Genomic DNA, 17,979 nt, shown 5'->3' on the forward strand with positions numbered 1-17,979 from the left:
GCGGGATGCCCGCTTCCACTGCCTCGACTGCGGTGCGCGCTGGCGACTAGCGCACGGGAGGACGATTGTGGAATCCCTGATCGGAGAAGACGACAGCGGCATACGGGCGGCCCGATGAAGATCGGACTTATTGTTCCGCCCTGGGTTCCGGTTCCGCCGCCTGCTTATGGCGGCACCGAAGCCGTAGTCGGAAACCTGGCTATCGGTCTGGATCGGCTCGGCCATGATGTTCACCTTTTCACCGTTGGCGAGTCGACCTGTCCGGTCAAATGTTCGTATCTGTTCGAACATCCGACCGCACAGATCGGCGTCGGTGAGGCCGAATTGATGCACGTGCTGCACGCCTACGAGGCGCTCAGCGATTGCGACATCATTCACGACCACACCTCGCTCGGGCCGTTCATCGGTGCCTCGGCCGGCGGTCCGCCGGTGGTGGTGACCAACCACGGCCCCTTTACGCCCATGCGCCAGGACATGTTCCGCGCCATGGCCGAACAGCACGCGCACATCATCGCGATCTCCGAATCCCAGAAACGGGCGGCGGGCGACAAGGTGCCCATCGACGAGGTCATCCATCACGGCATCGACCTCGACGACTACCGGTACGGGCCGGGCGACGGCGGCTATGTGGTGTTCGTCGGCCGGATGAATCCGGAGAAGGGCGTGCATCGCGCGGTGCAGGTGGCGCGGCTGGCGAAGCGAAAGCTGCTGCTGATCACCAAGATCAGAGAACCCGAGGAGTGGGCCTACTACAAAGAGCGGGTGCGCCCGCTGATGGGGCCCGACGATCCGGAGCCGCGCGAAGAGCCCCTGGCGACGCGCGTGGAGCTGGTCCGGCACGCCGACGCGCTGATCAATCCCATCGGCTGGCCCGAACCTTTCGGTCTGGTCATGGCCGAGTCATTGGCTTGCGGCACACCGGTTCTGGCGTTCCCGAACGGCGCCGCGCCGGAGATCGTGGAACACGAGCGCACCGGGTTCCTGTGCCGCGATATCTGGGACATGGCCGACGCTTTGGACCGTGTCGGCACCATAGATCGGCGCGTTTGCCGGAATTCGGCGGAGCGACGGTTTAGCCTGCTCCGCATGGCCCGTGACCATGAGCGGCTCTACCGCCGCATACTGACCGGTGAACGGACGAGCCGGGCGATGGTGCCCGAAACGGTGTCGTGAGGGAGGACGAAGCGCGACCCGAAGTCACACCGTGGTGAACAATCCCTGGGGTGACGCCACCGGTGAGGTGAGCGAGCCCAGTGTTGTCGGTGCCGGTGTGACGCTGGTGGAAGGTTCGACCTTCTGCATCAGCGAAAGCGGTGGCGTCATCAATCCGAACCGTCCGGAAGGGTTGTTCGTACGGGACACCAGGGTGGTGTCGCACTGGCGGTTGACCGTGGATGGTCAACCGCCGCAACCCCTTACCGTGCAGTACGCCGATCCGTACAGTGCGACGCTGCTGGCCCGCACGCCGCCGCGGGCCGGCCGTGCCGACAGCACCGCACTGGTGGTGCTCGGCCGGCACGTCGGCGATGGCATGCGAGAAGACCTCACCGTCCGCAACCTCTCCGGTGACCCCATCACCTGCGTCGTCGCCCTCGAAATGGATGCCGACTTCGCCGATTTGTTCGAGGTGAAGGAAGGCCGCATCGGTGAAGGCGTGGTGACCCAGTGCCGGGTCGTCGACGAAGGCGCGTTCGAGATCAGCCGGCCCGATCTGAAGCTGGCGGTCACCGTCGCCGGATCCGGGGCCACCGCCACCGAGCGTGAATTGCGCTGGCGGGTCATGCTTCCCGCGCGCGGCGAATGGTCGACCTGTATCCAATACCAGCCCGCCCTCGGCACCACCCCGGTGACGCCGCGCTACGGCTGCGGCAGCCCGGTCTCGCACAGCGAGCCGTATCAGCGGCTGCGCGACTGGTACCAGAACTCACCGAACGTGCTCACCGAGGACGAAAACCTGGCCGCCGTCTTGCAGCGTGCCGTCGGCGATCTCGGCGCGTTGCGCATCTTCGACCCCGGCCATCCCGAACGCGCGGTTGTCGCGGCGGGTGCGCCCTGGTTCATGGCGCTGTTCGGGCGGGACTCGCTGCTCACCTCGTGGATGGTGCTGCCGCTGGATCGGCAGCTCGCCGTCGGCACGCTGCAGAGCCTGGCGGGCATGCAGGGCGATCAGATTCGCCCTGTTCAGGAGGAACAACCCGGCCGCATCCCGCACGAGGTGCGGTTCGGCCGCGCCGCGACACTGCTGCTGGGCGGCGACACCGTCTATTACGGCACCGCCGACGCCACACCACTGTTCGTCATGCTGCTCGGCGAACTGAACCGCTGGGGCCTGGACGCCAAGACCCGCGACGAACTGCTGCCGCACGCCGACCGCGCGCTGGAGTGGATCGAGCAGTACGGGGACATGGACGGCGACGGCTTCGTCGAATACGCCCGCGCCGCCGAACACGGCCTGGCCAACCAGGGCTGGAAAGACTCCTGGGACGGCGTCAATTTCGTCGACGGCAGCATGCCGCACGCGCCGATCGCGCTCGCCGAGGTGCAGGGCTACGTCTACGCGGCCTACCTGGCGCGCGCCGACCTGGCCGACGACACCGGCGAGGACGAACTGGCGGTGCGGTTGCGAGCGAAGGCCGCGCGGCTCAAGAAGGCGTTCAACGAACAGTTCTGGCTGCCCGAGAAGGGCTGGTACGCCATCGGACTGGACCGGGACAAGCGCCCGATCGACGCGCTGACCTCGAATATGGGCCACTGCCTGTGGACCGGCATCGTGGACGACGACAAGGCGCAAGCCGTCGCCGATCATCTGCTGTCCCCGGAGATGTTCAGCGGCTGGGGGATTCGCACCCTCGGCACCAATATGGGCGCCTACAACCCGGTCAGTTACCACAACGGCTCGGTGTGGCCGCACGACAACGCGATCTGCGCGGCCGGGCTGATGCGCTACGGCTTCACCGAGCACGCCAACCGCGTGGTCGACGGCGTGCTCGATGCCGCGGGCCGGTTCGGGCATCGCCTGCCGGAGCTGTTCTGCGGTTTCGACCGCTCCGAGTTCGCGTCCCCGGTGCCCTACCCGACCTCCTGCTCGCCGCAGGCCTGGGCCTCGGCGACGCCGCTGCTGTTCTTGCGGACCATGCTCCGGCTGGAACCCGGGAACAGTGACAAGGTGGTCGACCCGGTGATCCCGCAGCGCTATCTGCCGTTGCGCGTGACCGGGCTGCGGGTCGGCGACGATGTGCTGACCGTCACGGTGAACGACGCCGGGTTCCGCGTGCACGGACTCTCCCGGGACCAGTGACGACCGGGCGCTGACCCGGTCATCTCGGTGTCACCCCGCATCGCCGATGCGGGGAATCCGTGCGTCCGGCATCCTGTTGAAAAGGGGAGGTCAGTCGGGCGGGGCAGTCGCTCGGCAAAACTTGTCGGTGGGTCGGCCTAGCATGACGGCGGGGGTCAGTCTGTACGCAAGCCGACACGTTCGAGAAGGGACTCACCTGGTGGCGGAACGCCTCACTGTGCGCGGAGCTCGGGAGCACAACCTCAAGGGGGTCGACCTCGACCTGCCCCGCGACAGTCTCATCGTGTTCACCGGTCTTTCCGGCTCGGGCAAATCCAGTCTTGCCTTCGACACGATCTTCGCCGAGGGCCAGCGGCGGTATGTGGAGTCGCTCTCGGCCTACGCGCGCCAGTTCCTCGGGCAGATGGACAAGCCCGATGTCGATTTCATCGAGGGTCTCTCGCCCGCGGTGTCGATCGACCAGAAGTCGACCAACCGCAACCCGCGCTCGACCGTCGGCACCATCACCGAGGTCTACGACTACCTGCGCCTGCTCTACGCCCGCGCGGGCACACCGCACTGCCCGACCTGTGGCGAGCTGATCGCGCGGCAGACACCGCAGCAGATCGTCGATCAGGTGCTGGCCATGGAGGAGGGCATCAAGTTCCAGGTGCTCGCCCCGGTGGTGCGCACCCGCAAGGGTGAGTTCGTCGATCTGTTCGAATCGCTCAACACCCAGGGCTACTCGCGGGTGCGGGTGGACGGCGTGGTGTATCCGCTCACGGATCCGCCGAAGCTGAAGAAGCAGGAGAAGCACGACGTCGAGGTGGTCGTCGACCGCCTCGCGGTGAAGCCGGGTTCCAAACAGCGCCTGACCGATTCGATCGAGACGGCGTTGCGCCTGGCCGACGGCATCGTGGTGCTCGACTTCGTCGACCGCGACGAGCACGCCCATGATCGGGAGCGCCGCTTCTCCGAGCGGCTGGCCTGCCCGAACGGCCACCCGCTCGACATCGAGGATCTCGAGCCGCGCTCGTTCTCGTTCAACTCGCCCTACGGCGCCTGCCCGGACTGCACCGGCCTGGGCATCCGCAAGGAGGTCGACCCGGATCTCGTTGTGCCCGATCCGGAGTTGAGCCTGGCCGAGGGCGCGATCGCGCCGTGGTCGCGGGGCCAGACCGCCGAGTACTTCAACCGGCTGCTGTCCGGTCTCGCCGCCTCGGTCGGCTTCTCCATGGACACCGCGTGGCAGGACCTGCCGCAGAAGGCCCGGAAGGCGGTGCTCGAGGGCAGCTCCGACCAGGTGCATGTCTCCTACACCAACCGCTACGGCCGGAAGCGTTCGTACTACGCCGATTTCGAAGGCGTGATGCCGTTCCTGCAGCGGCGCATGGAGAACACCGACTCCGAGCAGATGAAAGAGCACTACGACGGGTACATGCGCGATGTGCCGTGCCCGGTCTGTGACGGTGCCCGCCTGCGCCCGGAGATCCTCGCGGTCACCCTCGGCGCCGGTGGCGATCACAAGTCCATCGCCGAGGTCAGCGATCTGTCCATCGGCGACTGCTCGCACTTCCTGAACGCCCTGACGCTGGGGGAGCGGGAAGCCGCGATCGCCGGGCAGGTGCTCAAGGAGGTGCAGGCGCGGCTGGGCTTCCTGCTCGATGTCGGCCTGGAGTACCTGTCGCTGTCCCGTGCCGCCGCGACACTGTCCGGCGGTGAGGCGCAACGCATCCGGCTCGCCACCCAGATCGGTTCCGGTCTGGTCGGCGTGCTGTACGTGCTCGACGAGCCGTCCATCGGCCTGCATCAGCGGGACAACCGGCGGTTGATCGAAACCCTCACGCGCCTGCGCAATCTCGGCAACACGCTGATCGTGGTGGAGCACGACGAGGACACCATCCGCGCCTCCGACTGGGTCGTCGACATCGGCCCGCTCGCGGGTGAGCACGGCGGTCAGGTGGTGCACAGCGGTCCCTATCAGGAGCTGCTCACCGAGCCGAAATCGCTGACCGGCGCGTACCTTTCGGGCCGCGAACGGATCGAGCTGCCGCTGGTGCGGCGCCCGATCGACAAGAAGCGCCAGCTCACTGTGATGGGCGCGAGCGAGCACAACCTGCGTAATGTCGACGTCAACTTCCCGCTGGGCGTGCTCACCGCCGTCACCGGTGTCTCCGGTTCCGGTAAGTCCACGCTGGTCAACGACATCCTGGCCACCGTGCTGGCGAACAAGCTGAACGGCGCCCGCCAGGTGCCGGGCCGGCATCTGCGGATCAAGGGCCTGGATCATCTGGACAAGCTGGTGCAGGTGGACCAGTCGCCGATCGGACGCACTCCGCGCTCCAACCCGGCCACCTACACGGGTGTGTTCGACAAGATCCGCACCCTGTTCGCCGCCACCACCGAGGCGAAGGTGCGCGGTTACCAGCCGGGCCGGTTCTCGTTCAACGTCAAGGGCGGGCGCTGCGAAGCCTGTTCCGGCGACGGCACTTTGAAGATCGAGATGAACTTTCTGCCGGACGTGTACGTCCCGTGCGAGGTGTGCCAGGGCGCGCGCTACAACCGGGAAACCCTCGAGGTGCACTACAAGGGCAAGACCATCGCCGAGGTGCTGGACATGTCCATCGAGGAGGGCGCGGAATTCTTCGAGCCGATCACCTCGATCCACCGGTACCTGAAGACGCTGGTCGACGTCGGCCTGGGTTACGTGCGGCTCGGCCAGAGCGCACCGACCCTGTCCGGCGGTGAGGCGCAGCGGGTGAAGCTGTCGGCGGAACTGCAGAAGCGTTCCACCGGCCGCACCGTCTACATCCTGGACGAGCCGACCACAGGCCTGCACTTCGAGGACATCCGCAAGCTGCTCAAGGTGATCAACGGGTTGGTCGACAAGGGCAACACGGTGATCGTCATCGAGCACAACCTGGATGTCATCAAGACTTCCGACTGGGTCATCGACATGGGTCCCGAAGGTGGTTCCGGTGGCGGCACCGTGGTCGCCGAAGGCACTCCGGAAGATGTTGCCGCCGTGGCGGGCAGCTACACCGGGCAGTTCCTGAAGGAAGTGCTCGAGCAGCCGGCCGCGCCGAAGAAGGCCGCCGCGAAGAAGGCGCCGGCGAAGAAGGCCGCCGCCAAGAAGGCAGCGGCCCCGAAGGCCGCGGCCGCGAAGGAGCCGGCGAAGAAGACGCCGGAGCAGACCGCCAAGCGCCTGGCCCGAAAGGCCGCCGCGCTGCGCTGATGTCCTGAACAGACCTGTGGCGTCGTCCGATTCCGGGCGGCGCCACAGTGCTTTCCGAAACCGCCCCGAAAGTGAAACACGCGTGTGTACGATCTGCTCACCTGTTCGAGACCGACCGGACAGCAGTGAGAAAGGAACACGCGATGGAAGGCGTGGATATCGGTGCCATCATCACCCAGATCCTGGGCTTGATCACCGGCTCGTCGCTGAACTACACGCCGGGCAAATAGGCGCCGGCGATCTCGGAAGGAAGCACACCATGGACAGCGGAAGCGCGGGCTTCGGCGCCCTCTTCACGGCACTCGCCAACTTGATCTCCAGCGGCTCATCCATCTCGGTGACTCCGCCGCCGGCGTAAGACCGGCTGAACGACAGAACGGGATCGGCGCGCGGCCGATCCCGTTCTGGTATTTCCAGGTACTGCGGCTCAGTACACCGGGCCGGTGTACTTCTCGCCCGGGCCCTTGCCCGGCTCGTCCGGATGCGCCGACGCTTCGCGGAACGCGCGCTGCAGCGACTGCAGTGCCTCGCGGATCGGGCCCGCGTGCGGCCCCAGGTACTCCACCGACGCCGTGACCAGCCCGGCCAGGGCGGTGATCACGCGCCGGGCCTCGTCCAGATCGCGGCGCGGGCTGTTGTCCGGATCCTCGTCGGCGAGCCCGAGCTTCTCCGCGGCCGAGCTCATGAGCATGACGGCGGCGCGGCTGATCACCTCGACGGCGGGGATGTCGGCCAGGTCGCGAACGGCGGTGTCGTCGGGCTGTTCAGTCATGGTCGAAACCCTAGGCGGCGAACTCGGCAGGACATCGAGCGGCGTCCTCATATATGGTGCAGATCGCTCCCGCGCGCGGAATTTCCCCTGCTGAACAGGCGGTCGAGCCACGATTTCGGTTATAGCCGTCTGGACTGTTAGACTATTCGCTGACGACCGCCCCGGGTCGTTCTCGTTTGTGAGTGCATCCTGGGGCAGATAAGTGGAGCCCGACTCCCACCGTTGCCCGCGAGTAATCGTAGAGGTCAAACGGTCCGGTCATCCGCTCAGCTTTGAGCGGATCTTGTGTGGTAGTGCTGGTTTGAATAAACCCAGCTCGTGCACGAGGTAGGCGTGCGTTGCGTACGTCTGAAGACCGGTCGACTCGGGCCCCGTAGCGGTAGAAATACCGCTCGGGGCCTTTGTGTTGAAAAAGGGGTTGCAGTTATAGCGTCGTCCGACGACACCGCTTGACCTAGGAGGCCCCATCAGCACTGAGACCCGCATCAACGATCGCATCCGTGTTCCCGAGGTTCGGCTCATCGGACCCAGCGGCGAGCAGGTTGGGATCGTGCGTGTTGAAGATGCACTACGCGTCGCCCTCGAAGCCGATCTCGACCTGGTCGAGGTGGCCCCGGATGCCCGTCCGCCGGTCTGCAAGATCATGGACTACGGCAAGTTCAAATACGAGACGGCGCAGAAGGCGCGCGAGTCTCGCAAGAACCAAGTTCAGACCGTGATCAAGGAGCAGAAGCTCCGGCCGAAGATCGACGATCACGACTACGAGACCAAGAAGCGCAACGTGGTTCGCTTCCTCGAAGCCGGATCCAAGGTCAAGGTGACGATCATGTTCCGTGGCCGCGAGCAGTCGCGTCCGGAACTGGGTTTCCGGTTGTTGCAGCGCCTGGGCGCCGACGTCGCCGAGTTGGGTTTCGTCGAGACCTCCGCCAAGCAGGACGGTCGCAATATGACCATGGTCCTCGCCCCGCACAAGGGTGCGAAGACGCGGGTTAAGGCTCAGGAGGATTCGGCTGCGCGGCCTGCGTCGCGCCCCGCCGCCACTCCGGCGCCTGCGGCTCCCGCCCCCGCCGCGGAAGCACCCGCCGCGGAAGCACCGGCCGCCGAGCCTTCGGCTCCGGCCGATCCGCAGTAGTACCGATCAGCACACCGGTGATCCTCCCAGGGAGTACCGGCACGACCAGATAGAGGAACCCCATGCCGAAGATGAAGAGCCACAGCGGCGCCTCGAAGCGTTTCAAGGTTTCGGGCCGCGGCAAGCTGCTGCGCCAGCAGGCCAACCGTCGCCACCTGCTCGAGCACAAGTCGAGCCGCCGGACTCGTCGTCTGGACGGCACGGAGTCGGTTGCGGCCGTCGACGTTCCCCGCGTGAAGCGGCTGCTCGGCCTCTGAGGCCTGAAGCAGCATTCGACACCGACCAACCGGGCGCCACATCGCGCCCCCTATTTCGACTTAAGGACTGACCAGTGGCACGCGTCAAAAGGGCCGTAAACGCTCAGAAGAAGCGCCGTTCCATCCTCGAGGCCTCCAAGGGCTACCGGGGCCAGCGCTCGCGGTTGTACCGCAAGGCCAAGGAACAGCAGCTGCACTCGCTCACCTACGCCTACCGGGACCGCCGGGCGCGCAAGGGTGACTTCCGTAAGCTGTGGATCGCCCGCATCAACGCCGCGGCGCGCATCAACGACATCACCTACAACCGCTTCATCCAGGGCCTGAAGGCCGCGGGTGTCGAGGTCGACCGCAAGATCCTCGCCGAGCTCGCCGTCTCCGACGCCGAAGCCTTCGCCGGCCTGGTCGCGATCGCCAAGGCCGCGCTGCCGGCCGATGTCAACGCTCCGGCTTCGGCTGCCTGAGATTGACCGATACTTCGGAACGACCCGTGGATCCGCTCGCACCGAGCAATCCACGGGTCGTTTCCGCTTCTAAGCTGCATCGGTCGGCGCAGCGCCGCAAGACCGGGCAGTTCCTCGCCGAGGGCGCGAACTCCGTTGCCGCCGCGCTGGATACCGGCCGCGTGCACGAGCTGTTCTACTCGCTGGACGCCGCGACCCGCGAGCACGAGCTGATCGCCGGTGCCGCCGCCTCCGGTGTGCGCACCACGCTGGTCAGCGACCGTGCGGCCCAGCACCTCGGAGAAACCGTCACCGCACCGGGTCTCGTGGCCGTGTGCGATCTGCTCGATGTGCCGCTGGCCGACGTGCTCGCCGAGCAGCCCCGCATTTTGGCCGTCCCGGTCGAAATTTCCGAGCCCGGCAATGCGGGCACCTTGATCCGGGTCGCCGATTCCGTCGGCGCCGACGGTGTGGTGCTGGCCGGTGACACTGTCGATCCGCACAACGGCAAATGCGTCCGCGCCAGCGCGGGCAGCCTCTTCCACGTCCCGGTCGCACGCAGCCGCGATGTCACCGAAACCCTGGATGCGATTGCGGCAGCGGGCATTACGCTCCTCGCCACCGCCGCCGACGGCGAAATCGACCTGGACGACGCCGACCACCTCTTCACCGGTCCGGTCGCCTGGCTCTTCGGCAACGAGGCCCACGGCCTCGACCCCGCCGTCACCGCCCGCGCCGACCACCGCATCCGCATCCCCATCCGCGGCCGTGCCGAAAGCCTCAACCTGGCCACCGCCGCCGCGATCTGCCTCTACGCGAACTCCCGCATCCGCTACGCGAAATAGCCTCGGCGGCAACGCCTCTCGTCGTCCGTGCACCGGTGCGGGAGCTCAGTGAAATTGCTCGAACATCAGCTGATATCCATCGAGATCCTGACCCGTGAACACGCGGGCCCAGCCTGCCTCTTCGGGTTCCAGCACGATCGGCAAGCCCTCGGTACGCCACAGTTCGTACATGGCGTCCAGATCCTTGGTGGGTATGCCGAAACCGACACCGAGGCCGAGTGGACCTGATCGGACCCGCCGTTCCTCTTCGGCGTTGTAGTAGCCGTGATTGTTCAGGTCCGAGAGGATCAACCAGGTGTTGCCGTAGGTCAGGTAGCGCAGATTCGGTTCTTGGTCGTTGGGGATTTCCCGGAAACCGATCTTCAGGTAGAGGCGGCGGGAGGCTTCCAGGTCGCGGACCCGCAAGCCGACTTTCAGTTGTTTGGCGCCCATCATGATCACCGAGCTTAATCGCGGTCCACCCTGCCGATCTCGGGCGCGGGCGTGCCGATTCGGTGTGCTGAATGGTTGCCCGTAGCCTTGTCCGGTGACATCGCCCAGCACTCTGCGGTCCGGAGCGCTCTCCCTGGTCTCCTCGGTGGTGATCGGGGTGGCCTCGGCGGGACCCGCCTACAGTATTACCGCCACCCTCGGTCTCGTCGTGGCGGCAGTGGGGTTGCAGTCGCCGATCATCGTGGTGCTGGCCTTCGTGCCGATGTTGCTGGTGGCCATCGGGTATCGGGATCTGAACGAGGTGGAACCCGATCCGGGCACCACGTTCGTGTGGGCGACGCGGGCGTTCGGGCCGTTCACGGGGTGGATGGCCGGGTGGGCGATCGTGGTGTCGGATCTGCTGGTGATGGCGAGCTTGGCTCAGGTGAGCGCGCAGTACACCTTTCATCTGTTCGGCGCGGACGGCATCGGTTCTGATGCCACGAGCTTGTGGGTGCTGCTGGTGGGCATCGTCTATCTCGTCGTGATGACCGCGGTGGCGGTGGCGGGCATCGATGTGTCGGCGCGCTTGCAGTCGGTGCTGCTGACCATCGAATTCGGGATGCTGGTGGTTTTCTCGGTGGTTGCTCTGATCCGCGTGGCCTTCGGGAACGCGGCGGCCGGGGCGAGCATGCCGCAGTGGGAGTGGTTCAACCCCTTCGCGATCGGGTCGTTCTCGTCGTTCGTGAACGCGCTGCTGCTGATGGCGTTCATCTACTGGGGCTGGGATTCGGCGGTCTCGGTGAACCAGGAGACAGTCGATCCGCGGCGCACCCCGGGCCGGGCGGCGGTGCTGTCGACGATCACGCTCGTTGCCCTGTACCTGTTGGTGACGGTGGCGGCCCAGGCGTTCGCGGGCACCGGCACCGACGGGCTCGGCCTGGCCAACCCGGATCACGTGGACGACGTGCTCGGCGCACTGGGTGTGGCGGTGTTCGGGGACAGCGCGATTGGTAGCGTCGCTGTGCACCTGTTGTTCTTGATGGTGCTCACGTCGGCGGCGGCCTCCACTCAGACCACCATTCTCCCCACCGCACGCACCACCTATTCGATGGCACTGCACCGCGCCCTGCCAGCGGTATTCGGCCGCATCCATCCCCGCTTCCGCACACCGGTGGTCTCCACCATCGCCTTCGGCGCGATCTCGATCGTGCTCTACGTAGCGTTGAACTTCGCCTCGGGCGGCCGCCTCATCGCCGAGGCGGTCACCGCGATCGGCATCTCCATCGGCGTCTACTACGGCCTCACCGGCGTCAGCTGCGCCTGGCTCTACCGCCACCGATTCGCCTCCGACCCACGGGCACTCGTCATGAAGGGCCTGCTCCCGGCCTTCGGCGGTTGCATGCTCCTGTTCGCGGCGGCCTGGACCGCCGTCACCTCCTGGCAGCCGGAAGACGAGGGCTCCTACTGGCGACTCCCGTTCCCGCCGCACTGGCAGATCGGCTCGATCTTCTTGCTCGGCGTCGGCACCCTGCTCCTCGGCATCCCGCTCTACTTCACCCTGGCCCGCCGCATGCCCCCGTTCTTCCGCGGCGAGATCCTCGCCCGCGAACTCCCGCACCCCACCGAGGAGATCATCGAATCCGACGCGATGGAGCACGTCGGCAACCCGAAATAGTCCGCACCGCAGACCTTCTCGTGACTGGCTGCACGCCAGTGCGGAACGTAGAGTCTGAGGGTGGATGACGTGCGGTTACTCGATGATGTGGCGCTGGAACTCTCCTCGGTCGTCGCGAACAACGCGATGAACCGGGAGCGGCGGCTCACGGGGTCCAATGGATACGGGCGCGATCTCGGCATCGATGTGGCCGAGCTGATTCGACAGCGCCTGGCCGACGGTGCGGAAACCTTCCGCTGGCTCGACTTGTGTTGTGGCTCGGGCAAAGCGCTGCTCGAATGCAGGGAAGTCGTTGACGACGAACGACTGCGGATCACCGGCGTCGATCTGGTGGACGCTTTCGTGAGTGCCCCGCCCCGGGGCGTCGAGTTCGTCACGGCTTCGGTCACCACCTGGAGCCCAGCCGATCGCTTCGACCTGATCACCTGCGTGCACGGCTTGCATTACCTCGGTGACAAACTGAGAACCCTTGCCGCGATTGCCTCTTGGCTCACCGACTCCGGATTGTTCGTCGCGAACCTGGACCTGTCCAGCATCCAGTCGGCCGACGCGCGTCCGCTCGATCGCCGCCTGCGCACCGCGTTGCGCTCGAACGGTTTCGACTACGACGGGCGGCGCCGGCGGATCTCGCGCCGGGGCGGCGGCTCGGTGGTACTGCCCTTCGACTACGCCGGTGCCGACGACCAGGCGGGCCCGAACTACACCGGACAACCAGCTGTGAACTCCTACTATCGGTCGCGGTAGCTATCGTGTGGTCGTGACTGGAGGTTGGTGGTTTCGGCGGGTCGCTGTGGTCTGCATTTCCGGTCTGCTCCTGGCAGCGTGCGCGAATCCGCGCCCTGACACTCGAACAGAGCACTCGCAGGTCCGGGTATGGGGACGCGCGATCACGCTGATCACGACTGGTGGCGCTGCCTCAGCGAACATCGTGAACGCTCAGTCCGGCGACTCCGTGTGGCTCGAGCGTGCAGGTGGCGAAAGGCTGGATACCGCAATCATTTCCGCGGCGGCCACGGCGGGGGAGACGCGGTCACACCGGCGCGGCGACGGGCTGTTGCGCGCCTGCGGAAAAGCCGGTGACCGGGCGGAAATCCGCTGTACCCGATGGACCGGTCCGCGGGATACCGCACCGGACCGGCGGGCTCGGGCTGTCGACCGGTTGCTGGACCGATACGACCACGGGACCGGCCTCTGGGAGAACGATTCCAGCACCTGGCAGAGCGCGAACGCGCTGACCACCGTCCTCGATTTCGTGGCCCGCACCGACGACACCCAGTACCTCGCCTACGTAGCCGAAACCTATCGGCACGGTGACGTGGCCCGGCTTGGAATCCCCAGGCGGACCGGCTACAACGACGACGAACTGTGGTGGGCGTTGGCGTGGATCCGCGCCTTCGACCTCACCCGCGATCCCCGCTATCTCACTGCCGCACAGGCGATTGTCGACGGCCTCGCCGATCAACAGGCATCGTTCTGCGGCGGTGGGCTGGCGTGGGCGCGCACCGGAACCGATCCGGAGCAGCGCCCGTGGACCCAGGTGAACGCCATCACCAACGCCCTGTACCTCACGGCGACCGCCCAGCTGAGCACCCGCGTGGACACCGCGAACCGTTCGTCGTATCTCGCTCGCGCACAATCGATCTGGGAGTGGTTCAGCACCGGTGCCGGCCGTGCCTTGCTCGACAGCTCCGGACTGGTCAACGACCATCTGGACCAGTACGCCGATACCTGCGTACTCGTCGACCAGGACACGCGGTGGACCTACGGCCAAGGCGCGATGATCGGCGGGCTCGTGGCCATGTTCCAAGCGACAGGCAGCGACGAGCTGATCGCCGCCGCCGATCGCATCGCCGCGGCGACAACCCGCGCGGCCTCACCGTTCATCCGCGATGGTGTCCTCCAGGAGCCGAGCGCCACCGGTTGCCCCGGCCCGAGCTGCCGGGACGCGGAAACCTTCAAGGGTGTCTTCATACGTAACTACCGCGACCTGCTGGACACCCGCCGTTCGCGCGTGGCCACCGTGAACTTCCTTGTCCGCCAGGTGAACTCCCTGCCCGGCGCTGATGAGTTCGGCTTCCGTTGGCTGGGCCCGCCGCAACCCGACGACCTGCCCAACTTCGCCACCCAAGCAGCGGCACTGGACGTTCTCAACGCCGCATGAGCCGTAAAGCTCAGTGCCCGGCGTGGACCAGCCGCGGAACGAACAGTGAGACCACAGCGCCGACCGCCACGATGACCGCGCCGACCCAGATGGCCGGGACCAGCCCATCGACGTAAGCCTGCGGGTCGGTGTAGGAGCCATAGGAGGCGAATACCGAGGCCAGGATGGCGACACCCATCGCGACGCCGACCTCGCGCACAGTGCTGTTGGTGCCCGACGCCATCGCTTGTTCGTCGGGTCCGGCACTGGCCATGACCACGGTGGCGCTCGGAGCGAAGGTGAGGCCCATGCCGATACCGCCGAGCAGGAACGGCCCCACGAACGCGGCGTAACCGACGTCGACGGTGGTGATGAGCGCCATCCAGGCCAGCGCCGCGGTCAGCATGAACTGCCCGGTCGCCAGCAGGGTGCGGGCCCCGACCTTGTCCACGATGGCGCCCGCGAGCGGAGCGACGAACATCGGCGCCAGTGTCCACGGCATCGTGCGGATGCCCGATTCGAGCGGCGAATAGCCTTGCACCACTTGGAAATACTGCGCGACCAGGAAGATCGTGCCGAAGACGCCGACGGAGAAAGCGAAGCCGGTGATGTTGGCGACGCGGAAGGCGCGGGACCGGAACAACCGCAGCGGCAGCATCGGGTGCGGTGTCTTCAATTCCCACACGATCATCGCGGCCAGCAGGGCCGCGCCGCCGATCAGGGCGCCCAGCACCTGGGCGGAGGTCCAGCCATCCTCGGCGCCGTGGATGACACCCCACACGACGGCGAGCACGCCACCGGCCGACAGCACCAGCCCGAGCGGGTCGAGTTTGCGTGCGCCACCGAAGGATTCGTTCAGGGCCCACGCCACGAACGGCACCGCCAGAATCCCGATCGGCACGTTCAGCCAGAAGATCCATTGCCAGTTCAAGCCTTCGACGACCGCGCCGCCGACCAGCGGGCCGAGCGCGATGCCGAGTCCGGTGATGCCACCCCAGATGCCGATGGCGGCGCTGCGCATTTGCTCGGGCACCGCGACCGACAGCAGCGTCAGCGACAGCGGTAGTACACCGGCCGCGCCGACACCCTGAATTGCCCTGGCCAGGATCAGCATCCACGGTTCGGTGGCCAGCGCGCAGGCGGCCGAGGCCACGGTGAACAGCGCGATGCCCGCCAGGAAGATCCGGCGGCGGCCGAGGCGGTCGCCGATGGCGGCGGCGGTGAGCAGCAGCGAGGCGAAGGACAGCGTGTAGGCGTTGACGAACCACTGCAGGTCGGTCAGCGAGGCGCCGAGTTCGGTGCGGATCACCGGCAGCGCGTTGGTCACGACGAGGTTGTCGAGCACGACCATGAACATCGGGATGCCGACGGCGGCGAGGACCGCGGCGATCGGGCGGGGGCGGCGTGGCGCGTCCGTGGAGTCGATCTTCGGCGCGAGGGTTTCGGTCATGTCCAGCCTTATTTGTAATTGACTGATAACTAACTGATCGAAGAGTATGCATCGACTGATAACATGTCAACACCGCCGTGAAAGGAGCCCAGTGAGTTCCACCAGGCCGAGTTCGACAAGGACTCGTATGACCGCGACCGACCGTCGCACCGAAGTGCTCGCCGCCGCTGTCTCCGCCTTCGCCGAATCCGGCTATGCCGCAACGAAAACCGACGAGATCGCGCGCCGCGCGGGTGTCTCGCAGCCGTATGTGATCCGGCTGTTCGGCACCAAGCAGCAGCTGTTCGTCGCGGTGATCCAGCAGGTCTGTGGCCGGATCGAGGAAATCTTCCGCGAGGCCGTCGTCGACCTCGACCCCGGTGCGACCCCGGCTGAGGCGATCCTGGCCCTCGGCAAGGCCTACGACACCTTCCTCGACGAACGCGACCCGCCGCTTGGCATGCTGCACGGCTTCACCGCCAGCGGCGACCCGGTGATCGGCGACGCCGTCCGTGCCGGTTTCGGCGGCATCTACGACCTGGTCCGCGAACTGACCGGAGCCTCGGTCACCGAGGCCCGCCGCTTCGTCGCCACCGGCATGCTGCTCACCGTGATGAGCGCGATGCGGGTGGTCGGCGACGACGCCATCGCGGCCCCGTGGGCAGTCGAGATCTTCGACGACATCCAGGCCTCGCCCGACGCGGGCTGATCAGGCGTTCCGGATCGCCTGATCGAGGATGCCGAGCACCTCGTCGAGCTTGTTGACGACGAACAACTCGACCGACCCGTCCGACAGCTCCAGCCGCAGCCGCCTGCGCAGCCCGCCGTTGAACAGCGAGCCGTCCGCCTCCTGCGCCCCTACCGCCCGGATCGCGCCCAGCGGTGCGTGCCAGGAGCGGCCGCCGGTGGCCCCGTCGAGCTGGTTCGGCTCGAACAGCAGTCGCGTCTGCGTGAGATAGAGCCGCCCGCCGATCGCGCGGTTCCGCGACTGCGAGTGGTTGGCGAAGTGCTTCCAGGTCACCGTTTCGGAGTCCGCCAGTTTGGGTGAGCGCAGCCAGATACCCATGTGTTTCCTCCACCGATAGCCCGCGGTGCGGCGAAAGCCGTTGCCGCCCAATTAGAACCTAGCAGCCGGCCGGGGCGACCGGCCCACGGCGGATTCGGACAATTCGCACTGGTGGCGCACGGTGGGCGCGGCCGGGCGGTAATCCGGATGAAGTGCGCACCGGGCATCGAATACGATTGCGACCAGCAGCAATCCTATTTACCAGCCGATCCCCAGGGGAGAGTCGAACCATCGTGGCCGACAACGACGCAGTCGAGCAGACCGGCACCGCGCTGACCGAGGAGGCCCTCGCGGCCGCCGCGGCCGAGGCCGAGAAGGCGTTCGCGGCTGCTGCCGACCTGGACGCGCTCGCGGTCGCGAAGACCGAGTACATGGGCGGCAAGTCGCCGATCGCGCTGGCGCAGCGGTCCCTGGGCACCCTCCCCAAGGAGGAGAAGGCCGACGCGGGCAAGCGAGTGAACGTGGCCCGGCAGCGGGTGTCGCAGGCGTTCGAGACGCGGCAGCAGGAGTTGCAGGCCGAGCGCGACGCCGCGGTGCTGGTCGCCGAGTCGATCGATGTCACGCTGCCCGCCGCCCGCACCGCCGCGGGTGCGCGTCATCCGATCACCGTGCTCTCCGAGCAGATCGCCGACGTGTTCGTCGCCATGGGCTGGGAGATCGCCGAAGGCCCCGAGGTCGAGACCGAGCACTTCAACTTCGACGCGCTGAACTTCCCGCCGGATCACCCGGCGCGCGCCATGCAGGACACCTTCTATATCGCGCCGGAAACTTCGCGGCAGGTGCTGCGCACCCACACCTCGCCGGTGCAGGTGCGTTCGATGCTGACGCGCGAGCTGCCGATCTATGTGGCCTGCCCCGGTCGCACCTTCCGCACCGACGAGCTCGATGCCACCCATTCGCCGGTGTTCTCGCAGATCGAAGGCTTGGCCGTCGACAAGGGCCTGACCATGGCGCATCTGAAGGGCACCTTGGATCTGCTGGCCCGGGCGCTGTTCGGTCCCGAGTCGAAGATCCGGATGCGGCCGAGCTTCTTCCCGTTCACCGAGCCGTCGGCCGAGATGGACGTCTGGTTCCCGGATAAGAAGGGCGGCGCCGGCTGGGTCGAGTGGGGCGGCTGCGGCATGGTGAACCCGAAGGTGCTCATCGCCAGCGGCATCGACCCCGAGGTGTACAGCGGTTTCGCCTTCGGCCTGGGCATCGAGCGCACCCTGCAGTTCCGCAACGGCCTGCCCGATATGCGCGAGATCATCGAGGGCGACGTGCGGTTCACCGTGCCCTTCGGCATCCAGTCCTGACC

16 protein-coding genes are annotated in these 17,979 nt (G+C 66.8%); 12 read left to right on the forward strand and 4 right to left on the reverse strand.

From position 1 onward, the window contains the following. Positions 1–114: 114 nt before the first annotated feature. The 3 genes from IBX22_RS36130 to uvrA all read left to right on the forward strand — a co-directional run bounded on the left by IBX22_RS36130 (position 115) and on the right by uvrA (position 6,512). Positions 115–1,173: a glycosyltransferase family 4 protein gene (locus IBX22_RS36130; RefSeq protein WP_194820333.1), complete on the forward strand. Its 1,059-nt coding sequence runs from the start codon at positions 115–117 to the stop codon at positions 1,171–1,173. Positions 1,174–1,204: 31 nt separating this feature from the next. Then, a complete protein-coding gene (locus IBX22_RS36135; protein ID WP_309234938.1) occupies positions 1,205–3,298 on the forward strand; it encodes a glycogen debranching N-terminal domain-containing protein in 2,094 nt (697 codons plus the stop codon). Between the two features lie 199 nt (positions 3,299–3,497). Further along, positions 3,498–6,512, forward strand: coding sequence for an excinuclease ABC subunit UvrA (gene uvrA, locus IBX22_RS36140; protein ID WP_194820334.1), 3,015 nt, complete (start codon positions 3,498–3,500; stop codon positions 6,510–6,512). Positions 6,513–6,939: 427 nt separating this feature from the next. Here uvrA and IBX22_RS36145 read toward each other — a convergent pair whose 3' ends face one another. After that, positions 6,940–7,284, reverse strand: a complete 345-nt coding sequence (locus IBX22_RS36145) for a DUF1844 domain-containing protein (protein WP_194820335.1) — start codon at positions 7,282–7,284, stop codon at positions 6,940–6,942. A 466-nt stretch (positions 7,285–7,750) separates the two neighbouring features. Here IBX22_RS36145 and infC point away from each other — a divergent pair, with 466 nt between their 5' ends. The 4 genes from infC to IBX22_RS36165 all read left to right on the forward strand — a co-directional run bounded on the left by infC (position 7,751) and on the right by IBX22_RS36165 (position 9,958). Then, on the forward strand, positions 7,751–8,416 hold the full coding sequence (gene infC, locus IBX22_RS36150) for a translation initiation factor IF-3 (RefSeq protein ID WP_194820420.1): 666 nt from the start codon (positions 7,751–7,753) through the stop codon (positions 8,414–8,416). 62 nt (positions 8,417–8,478) lie between these two features. Beyond that, a complete protein-coding gene (gene rpmI / locus IBX22_RS36155; protein WP_194820336.1) occupies positions 8,479–8,673 on the forward strand; it encodes a 50S ribosomal protein L35 in 195 nt (64 codons plus the stop codon). 74 nt (positions 8,674–8,747) lie between these two features. Further along, positions 8,748–9,134 carry a 50S ribosomal protein L20 gene (gene rplT, locus IBX22_RS36160; RefSeq protein WP_194820337.1) on the forward strand — a complete coding sequence of 129 codons (387 nt, stop codon included), beginning with the start codon at positions 8,748–8,750 and terminating at the stop codon, positions 9,132–9,134. A 26-nt stretch (positions 9,135–9,160) separates the two neighbouring features. Then, complete coding sequence (locus IBX22_RS36165) at positions 9,161–9,958, forward strand: RNA methyltransferase (RefSeq protein ID WP_194820338.1); 798 nt, start codon at positions 9,161–9,163, stop codon at positions 9,956–9,958. A 45-nt stretch (positions 9,959–10,003) separates the two neighbouring features. Here IBX22_RS36165 and IBX22_RS36170 read toward each other — a convergent pair whose 3' ends face one another. Then, a complete protein-coding gene (locus IBX22_RS36170) occupies positions 10,004–10,393 on the reverse strand; it encodes a VOC family protein (RefSeq protein ID WP_228540168.1) in 390 nt (129 codons plus the stop codon). 91 nt (positions 10,394–10,484) lie between these two features. Here IBX22_RS36170 and IBX22_RS36175 point away from each other — a divergent pair, with 91 nt between their 5' ends. From IBX22_RS36175 to IBX22_RS36185, 3 genes are all read left to right on the forward strand, one after another. Next, complete coding sequence (locus IBX22_RS36175; protein ID WP_194820339.1) at positions 10,485–12,047, forward strand: APC family permease; 1,563 nt, start codon at positions 10,485–10,487, stop codon at positions 12,045–12,047. Between the two features lie 60 nt (positions 12,048–12,107). Next, positions 12,108–12,791, forward strand: a complete 684-nt coding sequence (locus IBX22_RS36180; RefSeq protein ID WP_309234939.1) for a class I SAM-dependent methyltransferase — start codon at positions 12,108–12,110, stop codon at positions 12,789–12,791. Positions 12,792–12,975: 184 nt separating this feature from the next. After that, complete coding sequence (locus IBX22_RS36185) at positions 12,976–14,208, forward strand: glycoside hydrolase family 76 protein (protein ID WP_194820340.1); 1,233 nt, start codon at positions 12,976–12,978, stop codon at positions 14,206–14,208. Positions 14,209–14,218: 10 nt separating this feature from the next. Here the strand turns inward: IBX22_RS36185 and IBX22_RS36190 are convergent, their stop codons facing one another. Next, positions 14,219–15,637: an MFS transporter gene (locus IBX22_RS36190; protein WP_194820341.1), complete on the reverse strand. Its 1,419-nt coding sequence runs from the start codon at positions 15,635–15,637 to the stop codon at positions 14,219–14,221. A 127-nt stretch (positions 15,638–15,764) separates the two neighbouring features. On the opposite strand from IBX22_RS36190, the gene IBX22_RS36195 reads away from it, so the two are divergent. Further along, complete coding sequence (locus tag IBX22_RS36195; protein WP_194820342.1) at positions 15,765–16,325, forward strand: TetR/AcrR family transcriptional regulator; 561 nt, start codon at positions 15,765–15,767, stop codon at positions 16,323–16,325. Here the strand turns inward: IBX22_RS36195 and IBX22_RS36200 are convergent, their stop codons facing one another. Beyond that, positions 16,326–16,682, reverse strand: a complete 357-nt coding sequence (locus IBX22_RS36200; protein ID WP_194820343.1) for a hypothetical protein — start codon at positions 16,680–16,682, stop codon at positions 16,326–16,328. It lies immediately after the preceding gene. Between the two features lie 230 nt (positions 16,683–16,912). On the opposite strand from IBX22_RS36200, the gene pheS reads away from it, so the two are divergent. Beyond that, the gene (gene pheS / locus IBX22_RS36205) at positions 16,913–17,977 is read left to right on the forward strand and encodes a phenylalanine--tRNA ligase subunit alpha (protein WP_194820423.1); all 1,065 of its coding nucleotides are present in this window, start codon (positions 16,913–16,915) and stop codon (positions 17,975–17,977) included. The last annotated feature ends 2 nt before the right edge of the window (positions 17,978–17,979 follow it).

This window comes from Nocardia sp. XZ_19_385 (genome assembly GCF_015355755.1).
In the GTDB taxonomy this organism is placed as follows: domain Bacteria; phylum Actinomycetota; class Actinomycetes; order Mycobacteriales; family Mycobacteriaceae; genus Nocardia.

Coding starts and splice junctions, on each gene's coding strand:
- IBX22_RS36130 (WP_194820333.1), top strand. CDS start 115: ATGAAGATCGGACTTATTGTTCCGCCCTGGGTTCCGGTTCCGCCGCCT.
- IBX22_RS36145 (WP_194820335.1), bottom strand. CDS start 7,284: ATGACTGAACAGCCCGACGACACCGCCGTTCGCGACCTGGCCGACATC.
- rpmI (WP_194820336.1), top strand. CDS start 8,479: ATGCCGAAGATGAAGAGCCACAGCGGCGCCTCGAAGCGTTTCAAGGTT.
- IBX22_RS36170 (WP_228540168.1), bottom strand. CDS start 10,393: ATGATGGGCGCCAAACAACTGAAAGTCGGCTTGCGGGTCCGCGACCTG.
- IBX22_RS36190 (WP_194820341.1), bottom strand. CDS start 15,637: ATGACCGAAACCCTCGCGCCGAAGATCGACTCCACGGACGCGCCACGC.
- IBX22_RS36195 (WP_194820342.1), top strand. CDS start 15,765: ATGACCGCGACCGACCGTCGCACCGAAGTGCTCGCCGCCGCTGTCTCC.
- IBX22_RS36200 (WP_194820343.1), bottom strand. CDS start 16,682: ATGGGTATCTGGCTGCGCTCACCCAAACTGGCGGACTCCGAAACGGTG.